The sequence below is a fragment of the Paraburkholderia sp. UCT70 genome (assembly GCF_050434085.1).
Lineage (GTDB): Bacteria > Pseudomonadota > Gammaproteobacteria > Burkholderiales > Burkholderiaceae > Paraburkholderia > Paraburkholderia tuberum.
Genome location: NZ_JBNPVZ010000004.1, coordinates 1,303,605 through 1,325,768, shown reverse-complemented (window position 1 = coordinate 1,325,768; position 22,164 = coordinate 1,303,605). Strand labels below are relative to the sequence as shown.

General features: G+C 61.4%; 17 protein-coding genes and 2 pseudogenes. 17 read left to right on the top strand and 2 right to left on the bottom strand.

Features of this window, described 5'->3' with window-relative positions; all coding sequences use genetic code 11:
* Positions 1 to 402 precede the first annotated feature (402 nt).
* From OKW41_RS31745 to OKW41_RS31735, 3 genes and pseudogenes are all read left to right on the top strand, one after another.
* Positions 403 to 783, top strand: a pseudogene (locus tag OKW41_RS31745) (YoaK family protein); the annotation flags it as partial.
* Between the two features lie 4 nt (positions 784 to 787).
* Positions 788 to 1,159, top strand: coding sequence for a DUF1275 family protein (locus OKW41_RS31740; protein WP_429576515.1), 372 nt, complete (start codon positions 788 to 790; stop codon positions 1,157 to 1,159).
* Between the two features lie 298 nt (positions 1,160 to 1,457).
* A complete protein-coding gene (locus OKW41_RS31735) occupies positions 1,458 to 3,104 on the top strand; it encodes a peptidoglycan D,D-transpeptidase FtsI family protein (protein ID WP_429575094.1) in 1,647 nt (548 codons plus the stop codon).
* Positions 3,105 to 3,507: 403 nt separating this feature from the next.
* Here the strand turns inward: OKW41_RS31735 and OKW41_RS31730 are convergent, their stop codons facing one another.
* Entirely contained in the window at positions 3,508 to 4,452 is a 945-nt protein-coding gene (locus OKW41_RS31730; protein WP_429450001.1) for a cupin, read from the bottom strand.
* Between the two features lie 288 nt (positions 4,453 to 4,740).
* Here OKW41_RS31730 and OKW41_RS31725 point away from each other — a divergent pair, with 288 nt between their 5' ends.
* The 6 genes from OKW41_RS31725 to OKW41_RS31700 all read left to right on the top strand — a co-directional run bounded on the left by OKW41_RS31725 (position 4,741) and on the right by OKW41_RS31700 (position 12,938).
* Positions 4,741 to 6,882 carry an FUSC family protein gene (locus OKW41_RS31725; protein WP_429575093.1) on the top strand — a complete coding sequence of 714 codons (2,142 nt, stop codon included), beginning with the start codon at positions 4,741 to 4,743 and terminating at the stop codon, positions 6,880 to 6,882.
* 264 nt (positions 6,883 to 7,146) lie between these two features.
* Positions 7,147 to 8,073 carry a LysR substrate-binding domain-containing protein gene (locus OKW41_RS31720; protein WP_429449997.1) on the top strand — a complete coding sequence of 309 codons (927 nt, stop codon included), beginning with the start codon at positions 7,147 to 7,149 and terminating at the stop codon, positions 8,071 to 8,073.
* A gap of 535 nt (positions 8,074 to 8,608) precedes the next feature.
* Positions 8,609 to 9,553 carry an NAD(P)-dependent oxidoreductase gene (locus OKW41_RS31715; RefSeq protein WP_429576514.1) on the top strand — a complete coding sequence of 315 codons (945 nt, stop codon included), beginning with the start codon at positions 8,609 to 8,611 and terminating at the stop codon, positions 9,551 to 9,553.
* A 189-nt stretch (positions 9,554 to 9,742) separates the two neighbouring features.
* Positions 9,743 to 10,759, top strand: a complete 1,017-nt coding sequence (locus OKW41_RS31710) for a YncE family protein (RefSeq protein ID WP_429575092.1) — start codon at positions 9,743 to 9,745, stop codon at positions 10,757 to 10,759.
* A 194-nt stretch (positions 10,760 to 10,953) separates the two neighbouring features.
* Positions 10,954 to 11,733, top strand: coding sequence for a sterol desaturase family protein (locus tag OKW41_RS31705; protein ID WP_429575091.1), 780 nt, complete (start codon positions 10,954 to 10,956; stop codon positions 11,731 to 11,733).
* 284 nt (positions 11,734 to 12,017) lie between these two features.
* Entirely contained in the window at positions 12,018 to 12,938 is a 921-nt protein-coding gene (locus OKW41_RS31700; protein ID WP_429449991.1) for a bestrophin family protein, read from the top strand.
* 196 nt (positions 12,939 to 13,134) lie between these two features.
* Here OKW41_RS31700 and OKW41_RS31695 read toward each other — a convergent pair whose 3' ends face one another.
* Complete coding sequence (locus OKW41_RS31695; RefSeq protein ID WP_429575090.1) at positions 13,135 to 14,559, bottom strand: PLP-dependent aminotransferase family protein; 1,425 nt, start codon at positions 14,557 to 14,559, stop codon at positions 13,135 to 13,137.
* 196 nt (positions 14,560 to 14,755) lie between these two features.
* On the opposite strand from OKW41_RS31695, the gene OKW41_RS31690 reads away from it, so the two are divergent.
* The 8 genes and pseudogenes from OKW41_RS31690 (at position 14,756) to moaD (ending at position 22,082) form a co-directional block, all read left to right on the top strand.
* Positions 14,756 to 17,083, top strand: a complete 2,328-nt coding sequence (locus tag OKW41_RS31690) for an FdhF/YdeP family oxidoreductase (protein WP_429575089.1) — start codon at positions 14,756 to 14,758, stop codon at positions 17,081 to 17,083.
* A gap of 59 nt (positions 17,084 to 17,142) precedes the next feature.
* Positions 17,143 to 18,537, top strand: coding sequence for a cytochrome ubiquinol oxidase subunit I (locus OKW41_RS31685; protein WP_429575088.1), 1,395 nt, complete (start codon positions 17,143 to 17,145; stop codon positions 18,535 to 18,537).
* 45 nt (positions 18,538 to 18,582) lie between these two features.
* A complete protein-coding gene (gene cydB, locus OKW41_RS31680; protein WP_429575087.1) occupies positions 18,583 to 19,569 on the top strand; it encodes a cytochrome d ubiquinol oxidase subunit II in 987 nt (328 codons plus the stop codon).
* Between the two features lie 43 nt (positions 19,570 to 19,612).
* The gene (locus OKW41_RS31675; protein ID WP_429449983.1) at positions 19,613 to 20,038 is read left to right on the top strand and encodes a molybdopterin-binding protein; all 426 of its coding nucleotides are present in this window, start codon (positions 19,613 to 19,615) and stop codon (positions 20,036 to 20,038) included.
* Between the two features lie 197 nt (positions 20,039 to 20,235).
* Entirely contained in the window at positions 20,236 to 20,739 is a 504-nt protein-coding gene (locus OKW41_RS31670) for a radical SAM protein (protein ID WP_429575086.1), read from the top strand.
* Positions 20,730 to 21,233: a hypothetical protein gene (locus tag OKW41_RS31665; protein ID WP_429575085.1), complete on the top strand. Its 504-nt coding sequence runs from the start codon at positions 20,730 to 20,732 to the stop codon at positions 21,231 to 21,233. The genes OKW41_RS31670 and OKW41_RS31665 overlap by 10 nt, the downstream gene beginning before the upstream one ends.
* Positions 21,230 to 21,789: pseudogene (locus OKW41_RS31660) on the top strand (molybdenum cofactor biosynthesis protein MoaE). Before OKW41_RS31665 ends, OKW41_RS31660 begins: the two are co-directional and overlap by 4 nt.
* Before the next feature lie 35 nt (positions 21,790 to 21,824).
* Positions 21,825 to 22,082, top strand: coding sequence for a molybdopterin converting factor subunit 1 (moaD, locus tag OKW41_RS31655; RefSeq protein ID WP_429449981.1), 258 nt, complete (start codon positions 21,825 to 21,827; stop codon positions 22,080 to 22,082).
* Positions 22,083 to 22,164 lie beyond the last annotated feature (82 nt).

Sequence of the window (22,164 nt, the reverse complement as noted above, 5' to 3'; positions counted from 1 at the left end):
CGCTGAAGTATTCGCAAGGATGCTAAAGCTTAAGTACCTGCGCCAAATTCGGCGAGTGTACCAGCGCTGTCCAGTCGAGATCCTCCCAACCACATGCGACTGCAGCAACTCGCCTATCACACACGACGCTGGCGACGGGCATGGAAGCCGCAACGTGTTCTGCCTCCCCAAGCGCCATGTCACAAAACCCACGCCGCCATGTTTGATGACCTAATGACCTGCATGCACTTCTACAGGCGGGCCGTCGAGGTAAGCCCTTTCCCGCAAATCTGATTTCCCGGCAGAGAGCTTCTTGCGACGTGAGTCACATCGGTATCCTTTGCGTGTCCGCTGTCATGCTTGACGCACATCAACACAAGCCAAGGCGGAAAACACCTGGTCTCTTTCGAGCATCGCGGATCGATGCGTCACCACGCCAGAAACAGGGATCTCCAGCAAATGCCTCTAGACCAAACCGTCCTGTCGTCACGTCACGAACTGCGTTTGGCCTGGTCGCTCGCGGCAGTCGCCGGCTTTCTCAATGCGACGGGCTTTTGTGTCGCGGGTATTTTCTCGGGCAACATGACTGGCAATGTGACGTCATTGGCAGACAGGATCGCCACAGGCGACCCGCGTTCGGGGCTCTCACTCCTCGTGATCATCGTGCTCTTCATTGTGGGAGCGATGCTTTCTGCGCTTCTTCTCGAGTTTCGCGGTGCAGGTAACCGGGCGCATGCGTGCGCGATCATCTTCATGGCGGAAGCCGTGTCGCTTGTGGTTCTCGCAGTTATAGACGTGAAGGTTCGCACTGCAAGCGGCCTGGTGCTCGTTTTTCGGACTGAGTTTTCTCATGGGTTGCCAGAACGCGGCCGCCGCCGTCGTTTCCAATTTCCGGGTGCGCACTACTCATTTTTCGGGCACATCGACCGATATCGGAGTGAAACTCGGTCTTATCTTCGCTCATGCACTTCAGAGGAATAAGCTGCCTGATCAGGTTGAGCACTTCCACGAACTGAAAGCCAAAGCGCTGACGATGGCAGCATTTTGCGTGGGTGGCGTCGCAGGTGTGATCTCCTATAGCGTGGCCGGAAAAATGAACCTACTTATATCCGCGCTCGGGATCGTTTTTCTCTCGATCCCGCCGCTCATCGTTTCGCGCAGCCCGCAGGTATCAGCGTAGTTTTGCAATGCCTGCGGGGGCGTCAACCACATGCCCAATTCGAGCGACGTATTGTCGCGTCCAACCCCGTAGGTTCCGGATTTTTTTATTCTTCTGACTCCGCACGCCCGCTCGCTTCTTTGCCGAATCCGTCTTTCGACAGCACAAGCAAAGAAATTCCCAGTGGGTCGGCGGATCGTCGATCGTTTCGGAAATCACACTCACTAGTTATTAGATGCCGCGAAACGTCACTTTCAATCAAACGCCACTCGTGAAGGCAAACGTTTCCCGCGGACGGTCGACGCTAGTGATGATTTTCATGTCGATCGCGTTTGGGTCCTGCGCGGCCCGTGCCTTCTGGATTCAGGTTATCGATCGCAAGTTCTATGAAAAGGAAGGCGCCTCGCGAGTTGAACACATCATCGACGTTGGCGCTGAACGCGGAAAGATAATAGACAGGAACGGGATGGTGCTGGCTACAAATGTTCTCGTGAAGTCCATCTGGGTCGATCCTAAGGAAATTCCCGAAGACCTTGAACCCGGCAAACTTGCGATGCTGTCGCGGCTACTCGACATGCCTGCGCAGCAGATCACCGCACAATTCGACAGGGACAAAACATTCGTCTACCTGAAGCATCAGGTACCGCTTGGCGAGGCTGACAAAATCAAGTTTCTGGGCATCCCGGGAATCTACCAGACTACGGAGTACAAGCGTCTATACCCTGAAGAGGAAGTCACCGCACAACTGGTCGGCTTTACCCGCATCACGGGTGAAGGCGAAGACGGCGTAGAGCTTGCCCAAGACGCGAAGCTTGGAGCCGTGGACGGCACCAAGTTGGTCATTCGCGATAGAGTGGGACACGTCGTCGAAGATCTGGAGAACGTGAATGCTGCACGTCCTGGCGTCGACGTCCAGCTTGCCCTCAACGGCAGTATCCAGTACAGCGCCTTCAACGCGCTGCGCTCAGCCGTCATCAGTAGCAACGCGCAGGCCGGCTCCGCAGTTGTCGTCGATGGCCATACCGGTGAGATTCTGGCTCTCGCAAATTATCCGAGCTACGACCCGAACGATCGTTCCTTGCTACAAGGGCCTGCGTTGCGTAACCGTGTGGTGACGGACGTATTCGAACCAGGTTCGATATTGAAACCGTTTACGGTCTCACTAGCTCTCGACCTGCGCCGGGTTTCGCCTGATTCGCTCGTGGAGACGAACCGAACGTTCTCCTTGGACGGAGCCACCATCACGGACGACGCAAATTTCGGCACTTTGACTGTTGCTGGGGTGATCCAGAAGTCAAGCAATATCGGCGCAACGAAAATAGCCCTAACGATGAAGCCCGAGGAAATGTGGAAGATGTACACTGCCCTCGGATTCGGGCACGCTCCAGACCTCGGTTTCCCCGGCGCTGGTGTCGGCATCGTGAGACCGTGGCGAAAGTGGCATCGCATCGAGCAGGCGACGATGTCCTACGGATACGGCGTGTCCGTATCGCTAATCCAGCTCGCGCACGCCTACACGGTCTTCGCGAACAACGGCAGGCTCGTGCCGCTTTCGCTGTACAAGACGGACGAAGCGTCCATCAAAGGTACGCAGATTTTCACAGAGCACACAACGGATGAAGTCAGGGTAATGCTGGAGAGTGTGGTGGCGAAAGGCGGTACTGCTCCTCAGGCCGAAGTCCCTGGATACAGCGTCGGGGGAAAGACAGGAACGGCCTATACCGCCACCCGCCACGGATATGAGAGGAACGCCTACCGCGCATCGTTCGTGGGGGTTATTCCGATCAGAAACCCGAAGCTCGTGATTGCTGTTTCGATCGACAAGCCCAAAGGCGCGAAGCACTATGGCGGTGACGTTTCAGGACCTGTATTCGCCGAGATTGCGCAGGCAGCGATGCGCGTGCTCAACGTCCAGCCGGACGAGCCCGTGACCGAAGCGGCCCATCCAGAGCCGTTGTTGAACTAGCGTGGCGTGAGAAAAAGCTCGGTTACGACGATGGTGCTTAGCTGCCGGTTGCCGGAGGATCCCACGGTCATACGATATGGACCAGTTCACCCCCGTGGAATCTTGAATTACGAGGGGCCGGCTTCACGGCATAAGGACGCCCTTGCGATTACTCGACGAAACCCGGGGGCAGCAAAAAGGCGGAGACTTTTGGTCTCCGCCAGATTTTGGGCTGGTTAGCCCCCTCGTGTCGTCGGTTGTTCCGGATGCTTTGCGGTGAGCAAGTTCTGCCAACGGCACATCGCGTGCCGCGACACCTCGAATCCAGAGACCGCGTGCGCTGCGTCTGTTGCGATGAAACGCTGACCGCCTTGTTCCGTTAAGACGCGCACACGCAACCCGGAGCAAGGCACCCGGTGCCCACTCAATGTGCGAACTGGATATCCAGCGAACGCAGATACGTCTGAAGACCCGCGTCCTGGATTGGGATCACGTAGCCGTTTTCCCCGGACTCATTGAAGTGTGAGTGCCAGTAGCCCGGCGGCGTGACGAAAGCCATACCTGGTTCCCAGTCGACGCGCTCCGGGTTGACGATGTTGCCCTGCTCATCCAGTTCCGTTCCGACAAGCGTATAGCAACCGGGCTTGCACTCCGAAATGAAGTCGAGCGCGATCGACTGGTGGCGGTGTGGCTTTTGCACCGTGTTCGGCGCAATAACGCCAAACATTGCCCACATGGTGTGGGTCACCGTGCGAGTCTGCGGAAATTTCGCGTTGCCAAGCAGAATGCTGACGCGACTGCGCTGACCGGCGCCCGGTGCTCCAGCGACCTTCAGTAGTTCCTGTTCGGCGCGGACTGCGGGGTAAAGCGTCGGCGAAAAGCGCGCTTGCCCGACGTCCGCACCCAGATAGGCGAGCAACGGCGCATCGTTGACGTAGTAGAGCCGCGCGGTCGAGTCAGCCGTCAGCACTGCTTCTGCGCCACCGGGAAGCGCAAAAAAATCCCCCTTGGCGAACTGGAATGAAGTCTTTGGCTGTACTACGGCGCCCGAGCCTTCCAGAACGTAAAAAACCTGCGAAGTCGCGTTCGGGTTCAATGAAACCTTCTCGCCTGCGAGAATACGCACGAAGTTGGCGATCAGCCCAGGACCGGTAGCGGGGCCCTCGCAACGCAGTTCAGCAGACAGGTCAAGCGGCACTACACGCGTCGGACCGCTGTCGTAAAGCGAGGTCAGGAAAGAACGATACGGAACTCGCGAAATCAGCTTCGCGCCGATCGGATTGGCCGACGAAGTGTATTCGAAGTATTGAGCGCCTTGAGTCACTTCATCATCGAGCTCAAGCGTTGAAGCGAGGGTTTTGTCCAGCATGGAACACCTCCAGAAAGTGGACTAGTGAAGAACAGCACACTTATGCGCGTGAGATAGGGCGTTGCGCAAAAGGTTGATGTCACTATAGGAGCAAATTCTCGTGGCTAGAATCGCGCGCACCAAAAATCACCTTTGCAAAGAAGGGATAACTTCGGCCCTGTTCTTCCCGCAAAATTGAAACCTCGCGATAAACGCTCATCAGTTGGCCGAGAACACATAGCCGTTGTCGTTCCGTTAGGCCTGACACCCGCGGCATCTGGTACGCTCGCCTGGTCTTAGCCATGACGTGTGTGCGTCGCCATCAGTGAAGAGGAGCGTCGCGTGATCCTTTCTATCTTTCGTCGCCTGCCGCATCGAAACCAGGCCTTCTTTCGCAATCTCGCGCGTCAGCGCCCCGCGTGGATGGTTTCTTTCGCCATCGAGGAAGCAAGCCTGTCCGAGGGCCTCCGGGCAGCTAGCGCGTCGACCGCGATGCTGCTCGTCGGACAGATTTTGCATAACCCTCTTTTCTCCTGGGCCGCGATCGGCGCGTTCTGGACGTGCCTCGCCGATGCGGCTGGTTCGTCGCGCCGCCGTTTCGCGTCGATGATGGGATTCGCCGTGCTCTCCACCGTGTGTGGCGGCCTGACAGCGCTTGCCTCAGGCGCGGGCGCATTCGCGGCCTGCGCCGCGGTGCTAGCCGTCTCGTTCTGCGCCGGGCTTGCCTCCATCTGGTCGCCCGCCGCCTATCAGCTCGCGCTCGTGACGGCGACCACCTGCATCGTCATGGTGGATAGTCCGATGCACAGCATCAGCGGCGGTGCCCCGCTACTCGGTATCTACCTGAGCGGTTGCCTCGTGGCGACCGTCCTCAGCTTTAGCATCTGGCGCATTCACCCGTTCGGACCAAGCCGTTATGCCGTCCGGCTCGTGTATCAGCATCTGTCCGATTCGGCACGCGATATTGCCTCGCTGGCCACTGATCCCGCCGCCACACGCGCCGATTGGACGCGGCACGCGACCGAATTTCGCGCAATGGTCCGGCAGTCGCTGGAAGCCGCACGCAAAGCGCTGATCAGTTTGCCCCAGTCGCGCGTAGAAGGACGCCAGTTGTTCGGCGATCTGCAACTCGCCCTCGACGACGCCGACCAGATCCTAGTCAGCCTGATCGTCGTCTCAACGGCGGCCGACAATGCGTTGATTCCCGGAAACGCTCCGTGCCGGCCTGGGCAAGACCGCGCAGTACGGCTCGCACGCTGCCTCGGCCTGCTCGCAGAAGTGCTTGCCCGCATCGCGTTGGTCCTTGAAAAGCCGCTTTCGCCGTTCCCGTATCAACTGCGGGCGCGCCTGCCGACAATCGCCCGGCGACTCGAACAGGCCATGGATCATTCGCTCTCCATCCGCCTTTTGTCAGTCAACGCGCAGCGCTATCCGCCCGCAGCAACGGAACAGGACTGGTGGCGCGCCACGCTCGGCACCACGCGCAACGCGCTCAAAACGCTGCGGGCGAACCTGCGGCCTGGTTCCCCCGGCCTGCGCCACGCAGCGCGGCTTTGCCTGGCGACGACGTCCGCGTTCGTCGTCGTGCGAAGCTTTCACATTCCGTTTGGTTATTGGGCAACCATGGCGACACTGTTCGTGCTGCAACCCGCTAGCGGCACGACACTGTCCAGAAGCCTGGAACGCGCGGCCGGAAGTGCGGCTGGCGCCGCGCTCGCCGCGGTGATCGGGCTTATTATCCACAGCCCGCTTGCGATCTCGTTGGTCGTCTTCCCGCTGGTGTGCCTTACGATGGGACTACGGCGCGTCAGCTATAGCTTGTATGTCGTGTTCCTTACCCCATCGTTCGTGCTGGTCGCCGATTTCGCCAAGCCGGCGAACGAGTTCATGTACGCACTCGACCGACTCGGAAACAACCTGCTCGGCTGTCTGGCCGCAGTGCTCGCTACCTGGATCGTCTGGTCAGCGAAAGGCGGCGAAAGTCTCGGCGACGCCGTTGAGCGCGCGGTCGAAACCAACCTCGCGTATCTGGCCGCTGCGGCAGGAATTTCGCATCGATGCGACGGTGAGATCGAGGCACTGCGGCGCGCCGCGGGCCTCGCAAGCACACACGCCGAGGAGATTTATCGACGCAGTTGGCCAAGCCGCACGCCTCAGCGACGCAAGACCGTTGCGACGCTCTCGCTGCTGCGGCGGATTCTGGGAACGGCAGCCGTTGTCCGGGACTCGCCAATTCCGGCGGGAGGAAGTGCGCCGTTCCGTGATGTTCTCTGCACCGCTATCGACAAGATCCACGCACAGGCACACACGAGCACCGACGCGCCACCAAGTATTCCACGTGACATTCGGCTGCGTCCCATCGAGTATGAATTGCTGCGCCAGTTAATGGAACTGTGGACGCTGCGGCGCACCATCGTCGTGAAAGAGCGCGAAGGCGAGCCGGTAACCTAGCGGATACACCAGCCCTTCGGTTGCCTTGCCGACAAGGGTGCGAGGCCCTGTCATTCCCATTGCAGCTCGCGACCAAACCTTGCGTGGAGCCCAAAACAGCAACCCGCGTCCATGTGTTCGGAGCGCGTCGCCATTCGTACCATCAGCTCACGCCCAGTACAGTAGAATATTCAGCCCCCAGGCGATTGCCCGAGCTGCATGCGTGACTCGAGAGTGCGGCAGGCATTGGGCAACAACCTCGACTAGCTATCCCGGAAGCGGACCATGGACTACTTCTCTGCAATACGCGCTTTTCTTCATGCGGCGGAGCTCGGAAGTTTCAGCAAGGCGGCAGATAAAGTTGGGATTAAGACGTCTACCGTTTCGCGCTATATCAACGAACTGGAACGGGATCTGGGAATCGCGCTTTTCAATCGATCGACGCGAGGCCTGGTGACCACCGAAGGGGGACGGGTCTTCAGGGAACACGCGCTCATCGTCATCAAGAGCCTGGACGAAGCACGCGAAATCACAGCATCACTCAACACGTCCCCGCGCGGGCTCCTGCGCGTTACGATGCCGACATCATTTGGGCGCAGACATGTGATACGCCATCTGCCGGATTTCATGGATCGCTACCCCAAAATCGATATCGATGCGGTCGTCACCGACGACGTCCTGAACATCATTGATTCGGGCATCGACCTCGCGATCAGAATTGGTGTTCTCCCGGATTCGCAATTGATGGCGCGGCAACTGGCAGTACATCGAAGGATTGTATGTTCGAGCCCCGCCTATCTGGCACAGCACGGCACCCCAGCGTCTCCAGAGGAACTTGCAAGCCACACGACGCTACGCATGCCGCTTGCGCCAGACGACACATGGTTTTTCGTCAACCGCACGCATCGCACGGTCCCTCGAGAAGAATCTGTGCGACTCCAGAGCCGCTTGCGTGTCAACGATACCGAAGCGGTACTGGATCTCGCCATTGCCGGCCGCGGCATAGCCCTGCTACCCACCTGGGCCATCGGCCCCGCTTTCCGGAAAGGCAAGCTGGTGCAGATCCTTCCTGAGTGGGAAGCCCAGCCTACGCGCGCGGGGCCTGCGGTATGGGCCGTCTATCCCCCCAAGAAGACTGTGTCATCAAAGGTACGGGCGTTTCTCGACTTCTACGCAGCGATATTCGGTCAGGAAGGCTACTGGGAAAGCTGAACGGCCTCGGCCGTGACCCATGCGCGTTGACAGGCTCCGCCCCGGGTCAATCTCCGCGAGCAGCATGACCGCCGCGAATTCTGGCGGCCCTATCCTCAAAAGCGAATGGCGCGCTGTGCAGACCACTTCGAGCGGTCACAGTCGCGTCTGCTGTAGATGCCGACACGGCGGGTCGCACGGGCGCGCGAGGCATCCATGGCAAGGACGGTAACGCTAAAACACCGGCAAAACAGCCGTTACTGCCCCGCAAACGGGCGCAGTTCTTCGCCGCGGCGCCCCAACGATCCATTGCAAGCACATTGGGGCCCGGACAAACGCGACACCCGATGCCCGGCGCACGCATCGCCAGATGCGCAGACGCCATTGCGGCATACCCCTGTGCGCAAAGCAGAGTTCCCCATTAGGTCCTTCCGCACCATGCATGCGACAGCTATTCTGCACGTGACTACGCAGCACCGCTGTTTCGCACGCTCCCCGAGACCGGGCGAGTTACGCGCGTGCAACGGTGTCCGGTGATACACCTTCATTGAAAAAGATGACGACCTCCACACGAAATTCAGACGCAAGCGCTTTAGACCGCAGTACCAGCCAGCCAGGTACAGCGCCACAGCCAACCCGTGTCGGCGTCGTAGGTCTCGGGCGCATGGGATCTGCATTCGCCCGAAATCTGCTGGACGACGGCTATGAAACGGTCATCTTCAGCAAGTGTGGGAAAAACGTAGCCGCTCTAGAGGCAGCGGGGGCCAAGGCAGCAATGAAGTGGATTGATCTCGCCCACTGCGAAATCGTCATTAGCATGGTGCCTGACGATGAAGCGACCGACTCGGTCTCGATATCATTGGCCAATGTGCTCGATACGCATGCCATCCACATTTCAATGAGCACGATAAGCCCTGACGCGTCACGCCGGGCGTCGGAGCGGCACTCCCGTCTGGGGCAAGGCTACGTTGCAGCCCCCGTCCTTGGGAACCCAGACTTCGCTGCCGCCCGGAAGCTGTACATTCTCGCTGCGGGCCCCGATGAGCATGTGGAGCGATCGCTTCCTTTACTTGATCGGCTAGGTCAACGCATTTTCAATGTTGGGCAAAACCCTGAGTTAGCCAATACGTTCAAGCTCGCCGGCAATGCGCTGACGGCGGCCACGTTGCAGAGTATGGGTGAAGTGCTGGCCTTTCTGCATAAGGCAGGCGTTGACCCCAAGGTCGCGTTCTCCGTCTTCACGGAGTCCCTCTTTGATGGAAAAGTGCATAAGGCATACGGAAGAAAGATCGTCGAACAACGATATTCGCCGCCCGGTATGACTTTGCCGCTGGCGGTCAAAGATCTGCGTCTCGCTTTGGCGGAAGCGGAACAGCTTTCAGTGCCGATGCCAGTTGCAAGCGTCGTTCGTGACCGTCTGGTAGCTGCTGTCGCTCGCGGTTGGGAAGATCTCGACTGGTCAGCGCTCGGCAAGCTCGCCGAATTTAGCGCAGGCATCTGACCGGCATCGCTAAGTGTCGGGCTCGACGAAGCGGCGGGTTCGCCCGAACTCGGAATAGCGCCCAGCACGCGGCTGGCAGATATTCCTGGAGATTGGCTTTTTCCCCCTCTGTGGAGTCGGCAAGGAAGGCCTTGCACTCGTTGAGCTTTGAGCATCATTGCGCAATCTAATTCCGAAATGCCCTATTCCATGAAGCTTTCACGTCGCGCGCTGCTTGGCGGTGGCTTCGCCGTTCCGCTGGGTCTCGGCCTGTCGCCATTTCTCGCCCTTCGCTCGAGCCTCGCCAATGCGGCCTCCCCTTCTATCGCGATTGTGATGAACTCCGGCGAAGCCAGCGTCTCGGTGATCGACATGGCGTCGTGCAAAGTTGTCCGAACCTTGCCGACAATGCGTGAGCCCAGCCACTGGGCCCTTTCACCGGATAGAAGCAAGCTCTATATCGCCGACGCCAGCGGCAATGCGCTGTTCATAGTCGACCCGCGCAACGGCACGTCGCTTGGCCACAAAGTCATTGCCGATCCCTATCAGCTCGGCTTTACACCCGATCAACGTTACCTCGTCATCAACGCACTGCGGATCAACTACGTCGACGTGTACCGGTCCGATGACCTGACGCTGGTCAAGCGCTTCTCGCCCGGCGAGATGCCAAGCCATCTGGGCTTCTCGCCGGACTCGCGGTGGAGCTTCAATTCGATGCAGGAGTCTGGCACGCTCGTGTCGTTCGACCTGACGAATATGACGATCCGCTGGAAGTCGGAACTCGGCTCAACGCCCGCCGGCGTGCTTTGGCACAACGGCAAGGTGCTGGTCTGCGTGATGGGCAGCGACCATGTGGCGGAGGTCGACCCAGTAACGGGTAACGTGCTGCGGCGGGTCAAGACCGGTGTCGGTCCACACAATGTCTTCCTCACGCCGGACCGCAGGACGCTTTACGTCACGAACCGTGTCGGAGGCTCGCTGGCAGCGCTCGACTCCGCCACGCTTGAGCTGCTTCGCACGTATCCGCTTCACGCTGGGGGGCCAGACGATATCAGCGTTGCACCCGACGGCAAGCTATGGGTGACGCTGCGTTTCCGTGAACAGGTCGCCGTGCTCGATCCGGCCAGTGGCAACTACGAAACCATCGACGTGGGGCGCTCGCCGCACGGCATCTTTCTCAGCACTCAAATGACCCGGCCTGGTTTCGTTACAGCTGAAAACCTGTAGGGCGCATCATGCTTGTATTTCTCGACAGGTGGTTCAGTATGCTGGCCGGTGAAATCGACACGCATCTCATTCTGCCGGTGCTGTATCACTTCGGCTGGATGGACTGGGAGGAGTTGTCGTTCGACTGGGCGCTTGTCGGCGTCTACGGCCTATTCGCGGTGATCGTCACGTACGCAGTGTGCTGGCCGCTCGAAGTGTTCTTTCCGATCGAGCGCTGGGAAAACCGGAAAGCCGTGGTGATCGACGCGTTCTATACGATTTTAAACCGGGTCGGCGTATTGCCTGTCTTTAGTTTCCTGCTGTTTTATCAGGTACAGGTATGGGTGTACGGTTTTGTGATCGCGCACGGCTACATACCGCCGACGCTCGAGAGGCTTATACCACCGCTTCTCGGGCATCCCGTCATCACCTTCATTGCGTATGCGTTGATACTCGACTGTACCGACTATTGGCGTCACCGCCTGTCGCATTCATCTCGCAGCGCGTACGCACTTCATGCATTGCACCATGCGCAGCGGCAGATGAGTTTCTGGTCGGATGACCGCAACCATGTGCTCGATGAACTGGTCGCCGGCGTCTGGTTCGGCGCCGTTGGTCTCGCGATCGGCATTCCCCCGCTGCAATTTCCGCTGCTGTTCCTGATCATGCGCTTCATCGAAAGCCTGAGCCATGCGAATATCAAGCTTTCGTTCGGCTGGCTCGGCGACCGGTTGATTGTCTCGCCGCGCTTTCACAGGCTGCATCACGGCCTGCGGGCGGCGGGGCGAAACTCCTGCAATTACGGCGCTGTGTTTCCGATCTGGGACATCGTGTTTCGTACAGCCAATTTTTCTGACGAGTACCCGCCTACCGGAGATCGTCGCGCACCGGAATCGATGGCCACGGGCGGCTACCTCGCGCAGCAACTGGGCGGCTTCCAGTTTTTCCTTGAAGAATGGCGACAAGCGGCAAAGGCTGCGCGTTCTCAAAGTTGAAGTGCAACACCTTCACTCGTATAAGGTGTTGCCATGGAAAAACGATACCAATAGCGCCAGGCTGAAGAACCGCTGACGATTGCCAGGATGCCTCTGCAGGCACATACAACTGTCGGAACTGTACCCCTGACGAAGCCGCCAAAATGTAGCTCAAGCCTGCAGTCGATCGCATTTAATCTCCTGCTATGCACCCGCGAGCAGCAGGCAAACACGTCCTGCACCGTGATTCACCCTCTCACAGAGAGTGAAACGCCCCTTTTGACTGCCCATACGTTATCTCCGTCATGATCGTCCGCCCGGCGCCCAACTGGTTTCGCATGCTCTTTGTGTGGCACGGATCTGTCCTTAAGGCAATCCTTCCGCAACTGGCGCTCATGACGCTCGTGAGCGTGCTGGCCATGTGCACGCACGGCCGCATCTTCGGCGAAAAGATTCCGTTGAATACGACGCCCTTCACGCTGTGCGGTGTCGCGTTGACGATCTTCCTCGCGTTTCGCAACAGCGCCAGCTATGAGCGCTATTGGGAAGCACGCCGCCTTTGGGGCACCCTGCTCATCGCCGCGCGTACGCTCACCTCGCAGGTCCGCCGCTACGTGCCCGGCGACAGCGCCCTGTTCGACAACGCCGCTTTCGTTCGCCTCTTGATCGCATTCGCCTATGCGCTCAAGCATCAACTCCGTCACTCGGACCCGTCAGCCGACCTTGCGAAGCTGCTCGGCACCGCACAGGCCTCGGAGCTTCGCGGCCGCCTCTTCACGCCAATGCTGCTGCTCGACGAAGCGCGTAAGCGTCTCGCCGCGCTCAATCGCGCGGGCGTGCTGGCCGACATGCACCTCTGGATGCTCGACAGGCCGCTCGACGAACTCGGCGCGGCCGTCGGCGGATGCGAGCGGATCCACGCGACGCCGATTCCCTTCGCCTACGGCGTTCTGCTCCATCGAACCGTCTACGCGTACTGCGCCCTGCTCCCCTTCGGTCTCATCGACTCAATTGGCTTTGCCACGCCGCTCATCTGCGTATTCGTGTCCTACACCTTGCTCGCGCTGGAAGCCATCGCGAGCGAAATCGCGGAGCCCTTCGGCCTCGCGCCGAACAGCCTGGCACTCGATGCCATGACGCGCAACATCGAACGCGCCGTGCTCGAACTGAGCGACGAGGAAGTGCCGCCCGCGATCCAGCCCGGCCCGTGCTACGAGCTTAGCTAACGTCCAGATGCGGAGAACATCTCATGTCTAGCCCTTTGATGGCGAAACCAGCGTGCCACGCGCCGTGGTGTGCTTCGAACGATGGGCCATGTCCGCTCAGTCGGTGTGGCGAACCCGCTCCCCTTTTCTCCGGTGCGATGATAAAGCCGACGAGACCGGCCGCTTTCAGAGGCCTTAGCGTGCCTGGCAGCCTGCCTCAGCGCGCGCACGCCGTCGCCAGCTTGCCGACCGTGATGACAGCCTGCTCGATTTCGGTCGACCAGGGGCTGCTGTAGTTGAGGCGGATGAAATTCCGGTAGCTGTCCGATACCGAGAACATGTAGCCGGGGCCGATCGTAATGCGCTTTTCGAGCAAAAGCTTGTAGAGCATCATCGAGTCGACCTTCGAAGGCAGCTCGACCCACAACACGTAGCCTCCCGCCGGGCTCGATATGCGCGTGCCGACAGGAAAGAAGCGCGTGACCATCGCTCTCATCAGACTGGCCTGTTGCGCGTAGTTCCTGCGCACGCGCCGCAAGTGGTGCTCATAGCCGTCGCGCTCGAGATATTCCGCAATTGCCAGTTGTGGAATGACCGGGGTAGTCAGCGTGTTCAGGAATTTCAGCTTCTCTACCTGGTCGCGATAGCGCCCGGGCAGCGCCCAGCCGATGCGGTAAGCCGCCGTGAGACTCTTCGAAAATGACGCGCAGTGCAGCACCATTCCTTTTTTGTCAAACGACTTCAGCGTGCTCGGATGCGATTTGCCGAAGTACAGCTCGTTGCAGACGCCGTTTTCGATGATCGGAACGTCCGCGCCGGCAAGCAGTTCCACGAGCGCGCGCTTGCGCTCGTCCGGCATCTGAAAACCGAGCGGATTCTGGAAGTTCGGCATCACCATGCAGGCGGCAATCGGCTGCGAGTCGATGATGCGCGCGAGCTCGTCGATGTCGATGCCGTACTCCGGGTGCGTCGCCACCTCGATCGCCTTCATGCCCGAACGCTCGATGGCGTGGAGCATCGCGTAGAAGGTCGGTGATTCGACCGCAACGACGTCGCCCGCCTTGGCGACGGCCTGCAGGCACAGATTGATGGCCTCCGTTGCGCCTACCGTCACGATGATCTCGTTCGGATCGACGGTCATGCCGTTCTCGAGGTAGCGCCGGGCAATTTGCCGCAGGAGGTCGGGGCTGCCGGGCGGCAAGCCGTTCGTCACTCCCCACAGCGCCTTGTTGCGGCCGACCGCCCACGCATAGCGATTGAGCTTCTCGAACGGAAAGAGCTCGGGATCGGGATAGGGCGAGCCGAGCGGCACGGCCCGGTCGACACTGATCGAGCGCAGCGTCGAGAGCACGAGCCGGCCCACGTCGACGGAAGCAGACACGGCAATCGGTCGTGTCGGGCACAACCCGTGCGCGGAGCGGTCGCCTTCTTGCGCGCGCAGGCTCACAAAGTAGCCTGACTGGGGGCGGCTTTCCAGCAATCCCCGGCTTTCCAGCAACAGATACGCGCGAATCACCGTCGTGATGCTGATGCGGTGCTGCTGGCTCGCCTGTCGAACGGATGGCACCCGGTCGCCGGGCCGATACACGCCTTTACGAATCAGATTTTCGATGTCGTCGGCGAGCCTTTCATAAAGGTTCACAGTCCTTCCCCTGAACGCCGCACGCAGCACAGCGCTTCGACTGTGCTGCCACTCGGCGAACTGTACTTTAGCAAGTCGGGGGATTCTGTGCACTCGTGAACGCGGCCTTTGCTTTTACGCTTACGCCAATCAATCGCAGTATGCGGCTCTGTCGAAAAAAGACCGGGGCCCGCGCGAAGTCAACGGAGCCAAGGGCATGGACAAGGCAAAGCAAAAAGGCAAAATCGAGGCGTATCACCACCCCGCCGCCGGCTGGGGCGCACTGAAGTACGTCGCCATCAATCTGATCAAGGAGCGCGTTGCCGGCAGCAACTATCGTACCCTGTTCAAGCAGAACCAGCCGGACGGCTTCGATTGCCCCGGCTGCGCGTGGCCCGATCGCCAGCACGCGTCGACATTCGAATTCTGCGAGAACGGCGTGAAGGCCGTCGCGGCCGAAGCCACGACCAAGCGCGTCACACCGGCGTCTTTCGAGGCGAACACGGTCGAATCGCTCATGAAGCAAACCGATTACGAACTCGAGCAGCACGGCCGGCTCACCGACCCGATGGTGTACGACGCCCGCACGGACCGCTACCGGCCCATAGCCTGGGACGACGCCTTCGCGCTCATTGCAAGGCATCTCAACCAGCTGGATTCGCCGGACGAAGCCGCGTTCTACACGTCGGGACGCGCGAGCAACGAGGCCGCGTTCCTCTACCAGCTGTTCGTGCGCATGTACGGCACGAACAACTTCCCCGACTGCTCGAATATGTGCCACGAAGCAACCAGCCGCGGTCTGCCGACGACGGTGGGTGTAGGCAAGGGCACGGTCACGCTCGACGACTTCGAACTGGCGGACACCATTATCGTCTTCGGGCAAAACCCGGCCACGAACCATCCGCGCATGCTGGGCGAACTGCGTGAAGCGTCGCGCCGCGGCGCCACGATTGTGTCGGTGAATCCGCTGCGCGAACGCGGTCTCGAACGCTTCGCGAGCCCCCAGCACCCGGTCGAAATGCTGACCTTCAGCAGCACGAAGATCGCCTCGACGTTCATTCAGCCGAAACTGGGCGGAGACTTCGCGCTCATCAAGGGCGTGGCCAAGCATCTCATCGAGCTCGACGACGAGGCGCTTGAAAACCGCACGGAACGCGTGCTCGATCTCGACTTCATCAACCAGCACACCCTCGGCTTCGGCGCGTTCGCCGACGACCTGCGCAACGAGAGCTGGCCGCTTCTCGAAGCGCAGTCCGGCGTCGCCCGCGAAGACGTCGAAGGTCTCGCGCGCATCTATGCCAACGGCAAGCGCGTGATCGCCACCTGGGGCATGGGCATTACGCAGCACAAACATTCGGTGCAGACCGTGCACATGCTCTCGAATCTGCTGATGATGCGCGGCAATATCGGCCGTGAGGGCGCCGGCCTGTGTCCCGTGCGCGGCCACTCGAACGTGCAGGGCAACCGGACCGTGGGCATCGAGGACAAGCCCACGCAGGCCTTCCTTGACCGGCTGGGCAAGGTGTTCGACTTCGATCCACCGCGCGAGCATGGTCTCGACGTCGTCGAGACGGTCGAGCACATGATCGAAGGCAAAGTGAAGGTGTTCATGGGGCTGGGCGGCAACTTCGCCATGGCGACCCCGGACACGCGTCGCACCTTCGACGGCCTGCGTTCCTGCGACCTCACGGTCCACATCACGACCAAGCTCAACCGCAGCCATCTTGTGCACGGTGCCAATGCGCTGATCCTGCCGACGCTCGGCCGCACCGAGATCGACGTGCAAAACGGCATCGCTCAGGGCGTCACGGTCGAAGACTCGATGAGCATGGTGCACATATCGTATGGCATGAACAAGCCCGCCTCGCCGAACCTGATGTCCGAGACGGCAATCGTCGCGAACATCGCGCACGCCACGCTCGGCGACGAGAAGGTGGACTGGCTCGCGTATGCCCGCGACTACGCGAAGCTCCGCGACGCCATCGAGCAGGCCATCGAGGGCTTCGACCGGTACAACGAGCGCATCCAGCACCCGGGCGGCTTCCATCTGCGCGTCGCCTCGCGCGAGCGCGACTGGAAGACCTCGACCGGCAAGGCGAACTTCGTCGTGCACGCCGTGCAGCAGGACACGCCGATCGCCCGTGCGAAGGCAATTCACGGCGAACGCCTGATGACGCTGATGACCACGCGCTCTCACGACCAGTACAACACGACGGTCTACGCGCTCGACGATCGCTATCGCGGCGTCTTCGGCCAGCGACGCGTTGTTTTCATCAACCCGACCGACATAGCCACGCTCGGTTTCGAGAACGGCGACTGGGTCGACATGACCACGGTCTGGGACGACGGCATCGAACGCCGTGCGGACCACTTCCGCCTCGTCGAATACGACATTCCGCGCGGCTGCATCGGGGCGTACTACCCGGAGACGAATCCGCTCGTTCCGCTGTCGAGCGTGGGCGACGTCTGCAACACCCCGACCTCGAAGTCGATTCCCGTGTTGCTGCACCGTTCATCCGAGCCGCCCGTGCTGCCTGCGTTCTGATTGCCCACTGTCGCGTCGAGTCGCGCGCTTCCCTGTTCTCTAATCACCTGGTAATCACCATGTCTATCGAAGCCCTGAATCTGGCCCGCGGTCAGTTCGCCTTGACCGCGATCTTCCACATACTCTGGCCGATCCTCACGATCAGCCTGTCCGCCTTTCTGCTCGTCGTCGAAATCCTTTGGGTCAAGACGAGCGACGTCGTCTGGTACCGCCACGCGCGGTTCTGGAGCAAGCTGCTGCTGCTGAACTTCGCCGTCGGCGTCGTGAGCGGCATTCCCCTGGAATTGGAGTTCGGCACGAACTGGGGACCGTTTTCCCAATACACCGGCCAGTTCTTCGGCAATATCCTCGGCTTCGAGGGGGCAATGGCGTTCATGCTGGAGGCGGGCTTCGTCGGCATCATGATGCTCGGATGGGGTCGCGTGCCCAAAGGCGTGCACCTGTTCGCCACCGCGATGGTCGCGTTCGGCTCGTCCCTCTCCGCTTTCTGGATCATGGTCGCGAACTCGTGGCTGCAAACGCCGAGCGGCGTGACCGTGGTGGACGGCAAGCTCGTCGTCACCGACTACCTCAAGGCGATCTTCAGCCCGGACATGCCTTGGGGCGCGTCGCACATGTGGTTCGCCGCACTCGAAACGGGCCTCGTCGTGATCGCCGGCATCTCGGCATACTACCTGATCAAGCGTCGCGATCCGGCGTTCTTTGTCCGCTCGTTCAAGCTGGCCCTCCTGCTGTTGGTATTCGTCGCGCCCGTGCAGATCTGGCTCGGCGATTCGAGTGGCGTCGACGTCTTCAAAACGCAGCCGGCCAAGGGCGCCGCGATCGAGGGCCACTGGGAAACGAACGCACCCGGCACCGGTGCTAGCTGGTCGCTCCTTGCGTGGCCGGATGCCGCCAAACAACGCAACGACTGGTCGCTTGAAGTGCCCGGCCTGCTGAGCGTTCTCGGCACGCACAGCCTGCACGGTCAGGTCACGGGTCTGAATGACATTCCCGTCCAGAATCAGCCGCCGATGATCCCGCTGCTTTACTACGCGTTTCGCGTCATGGCAGGGATCGGCTTCCTGTTCATGGCGCTCGCGTTCTGGACCCTCTACGCATTGCGCAAGTCGGGCCGCCACCTCGACAAGCTGCTTGCGCAGCGCAAGCTGCTGCTCGCCTGGGTGCTGGCGATCCCGCTGCCGTACATTGCCGTCGAATGCGGCTGGATCGTGCGCGAGGTGGGCCGCCAGCCGTGGCTCGTCTACGGTCTGCTGCGCACCGAGCATGCCGCCTCCGCCATTCCGGCCGGCACCGTTTTGGGCAGCATGATCATGTTCTGCGCCTTGTTCGTCATCCTGATCGTGTCGTTCTTCGTGTTCGCCCGGCGCTGGCTGCGTCAAGGTCCCGATCTCGACCTGATGCCGCCGGCCGGGCCCGCACGCGAGGCCGTTGCGCACGCCGTCGACTATTGATCTGCGCCGTCTCCCCAATTCGCTTTCACCTTACAGGAAGTCATCATGACCCCCGCATCAACCCAGGACCTGTTGAATCACGCATGGTTCGGGCTCATCGGCCTGATGCTCGTGCTCTACGTCGTCATGGACGGCTTTGACCTCGGCGTGGGCGTGCTTACGCTGCTGCAGCGCCGCCAGAGCGACCGCGACCTCATGGTTCAGTCCATCGGCCACGTCTGGGACGCCAACGAAACCTGGCTCGTCGTGCTCGGCGGCGCCCTCTTTGGCGCCTTTCCGGCAGCCTATGCGATGATCCTCTCTGATCTCTACGTCCCCGTGATGGTGCTGATCGCGAGCTTCATCATGCGTGGCGCGGCCATCGAGTTCCGTCACGCGGCCCACTCGAGCAAGACCGTGTGGGACCGCGTTTTCGGCATCGGCAGCCTGCTCGCCGCGGTCTCGCAGGGCATCGTGCTCGGCAGGATTCTTACCGGCTTCGTGCCGGGCGCCTCGAGCCTCGGCTTCGTGGCGGTCACGGCGATCGGCGTCGTATCCGGCTATTGCCTGCTCGGCGCGACCTGGCTCGTGAAGAAGACCACGGGCGGACTCGAGAGCTCGGCGCGCCGCTACGCCATCGTTTCCGTCTTCACGACCGTGGCCGCCGCCCTCGTGGTTTCGTTCGCGACGCTGAAGCTGAGCCCGGTCGGCGTGACGCGCTGGCAGGAACAGGGCGTCTTCCATCTACTGATCGCGCTTGCGGTGCTCGCTGCGCTGGCGTTCCTGTATGTGCTTTACGCGATCCACATGCGTGGCGAACACGGCCCGTTCGTGGGGGCGACGCTGCTCTTCGTGATCTCGTTCGCGGGGCTCGCCATCAGCCTGTTCCCGTACATCGTGCCGGGCCAGCTGACCGTTGCCGCCGCCGCCTCGGATAGCGCGACGCTCACTTTCATGCTCTTCGGCATCGGCACCGTCTTCCCGATCATGGTCGGCTACAATCTCTACCAATACTATCTGTTCCGCGGCAAGGTGATGCTGGTGAAGCACTAGGCGGCCACCGCGCTCCGTCAACACCGCCTTGCGCGCGGACACCGTGCGCAAGGCATTTTTCTTAGTGTCGCCGCGGGCGAAGCGTCACCGGCAAGCGACCCTTCGGCACGCCAGTGTCCGCAGAAGCGCTCGACGAAGCCACCAGCGCACCTCGTACCACGGCCGCGAGGAGGCTCGCGCTCGTGCAATCCACGCGACCCTACGCGCATTTCGTGCGCAGTCCGACCTGATCGTGATGACGGGCGGCGCGTCAGTCGGCGAGCGCGACATGGCCCGCAGCGCGTTGACGTCGCTCGGAGCTTCCTTCGTTCTGTGCGGCATGCGCATGAAGCCCGGCAAGCCGGCCGCGCTCGCGCAACGTACTGCTTTAATCAGACGCGGACTGTGCATTCGGGGCGGAAGGCTGGCGCACTATCCTAAGCGCAACTTGTTCGCGGGCATCGTCCGGCTTTGGAGGCCAGTGCAGTGAAGCCCGATGCCCTACCCTTGTCGCCAGCTACGGACTCTCGAAGAGATCGTGAACGCCATCGCCGAGTCCCCCATCGCCGACGCCGCCGTACCCCAGAGCAGACCGGCCACGACGCCGTTCTCGACACGCTTGCGCGCCCGTTGCGCAGTGTGCGTCTTTCCGTCATCGACCAGTGCAACTTTCGCTGCGCCTACTGCATGCCGCGCGACGTCTTCGATGCCGATTACCCGTCCCTGCGCGCGTCCGAGCGTCTGTCGTTCGATCAGATGGAGAAAGTCGCGGGAGCATTCTCGTCGCTCGGCGTCGAAAAGATTTGCATCACCGGCGGCGAACCGCTCCTGCGGCGCGGACTCGAATCGCTCATTGAACAGCTCGCACGTCTTACGACAGTCAGCGGCAAGCCGACGGGCATCGCGATGACGACGAACGGCTCGTTGGTCGCGGCCCGGGCGCGCGCCCTTCGCGATGCAGGCCTCGGCCGCGTCACGGTGAACCTCGACGCCGTCGATGACGCCTTGTTCCGCCGCATGAGCGACGTCGCGCTATCCGTGTCGCGCATTCTCGACGGCATCGAGCAGGCCTGCCTGCGCGGTCGGACTCGCCCCGGTCAAGGTGAATGCAGTAATCGAGCGCGGCGTCAACGACAGCGAGATTCTGCCGCGCGTGCGCCTTCAGGAATAGGGATGTCGCTGTGCGCTTAATCGAATACATGGACGTCGGTGGCGCGAGCGCCTGGTCGAACGAGACGGTGCTCACGGCACGCGAAATCCGGGCCGTCGTTGAATCCGAATTCCCGCTCGTCCCGCTCGAGGACGGGCAGGAAGCGGCCACTGCCGTCAACTACCGGCACACGCACGGTCGCCGCGAAGTCAGGTTCATCGCGAGCATCTCGCAGCCGTTCTGCGGGTGCGTGCTCGCGCGCACGGGTGTCCGCCGACGGCCACCTCTACCCCTCCCTCTTCGCTACGCAGGGGCCGACCTCAAGCCGTGGCTCGGCGACGCCGTGCCGGTAGTGCAACTGGCCGCGGCCGTGCGTGCGCGCTGGCGCGCGAGACGACCGGTACCCGGAGCCGTGCGCGATCCGGCGCAAGCCGGATTCGGGCAAGGTCTGGCCCACGGTCCGCATGTCGCTGGTCGGCGGCTGACCGCCAGCAGCGCGCCTCACAAAACGTCCCTGGAGAAGAAGACTTTATGACGCATCCCACGCGCGCCCCGGCTGCCCTGCACGATGTCGCGGCGCCCCGCGAACATGGCGAAGACGTGACGCCGCGCGCGGGCATCGCCGCGGGGTGCGAAGTGCGGGTAGAGCACCAGCCGATCGACGTTCAGGCCAACTTCGCGCCGATATGCGCAACGCGAACGTGGGCGCGGTGGTCAGCTTCATCGGGCTCGTGCGCAACAGCGGCGAGTTCGACGACGTCGTCGCACTCGAGCTTGAACGCTATCCCGGCATGACGGAACAGCCGCTATGGAGCATTGTCGAAGAGGCCGTTGCACGCTGGAAGGTGGATGCGGTGAAGGTCGTTCACCGGATCGGCCGCGTCGCGCTCGGTCATGCCGTCGTGGTCGTGGTTGTGGTCGTGGCCGCGCCGAATCGCGCGGCCGCGTTGAAGGCGCGCGAGTTCGTGATGGACTTTCTGAATGTACATACGCCGTTCTGGAAGAAAGAGGTTCGCCGCGACGGCTCTGCCGAGTGGGTCGAAGCCAGAACGCGCGACGAGCAGGCCATGATGCGGAGGGGGCTGACTTAGCGTTGCCCCACCGCCCACGCAACAGGAATGCAACGATGAAACTCACCATCAAGTATTTCGCGAGCATTCGCGAACGAATTGGCATCCAGCACGAAATCGTCGATATCGATGCGCCGCATCTGACGGTGGACGCACTCCGGGCGAGACTCGCCTCGCGCAACGCACGGATAGCCGACGCCCTGAGCGAGGGCCGCCCGGTGCGTACCGCGGTCAACCACGAGTTGGTCGCTGGCACGTTCGTCGTGCGTCAGGACAGCGAAGTCGCGTTTTTCCCGCCTGTCACCGGCGGCTGACGAGGACGGACAACGCAGGCCGCGCGCCGGCGGGCGTCCGCGCACGGACGCCGTCGCTTGGCATGCTGGCGCAGGACGCCGC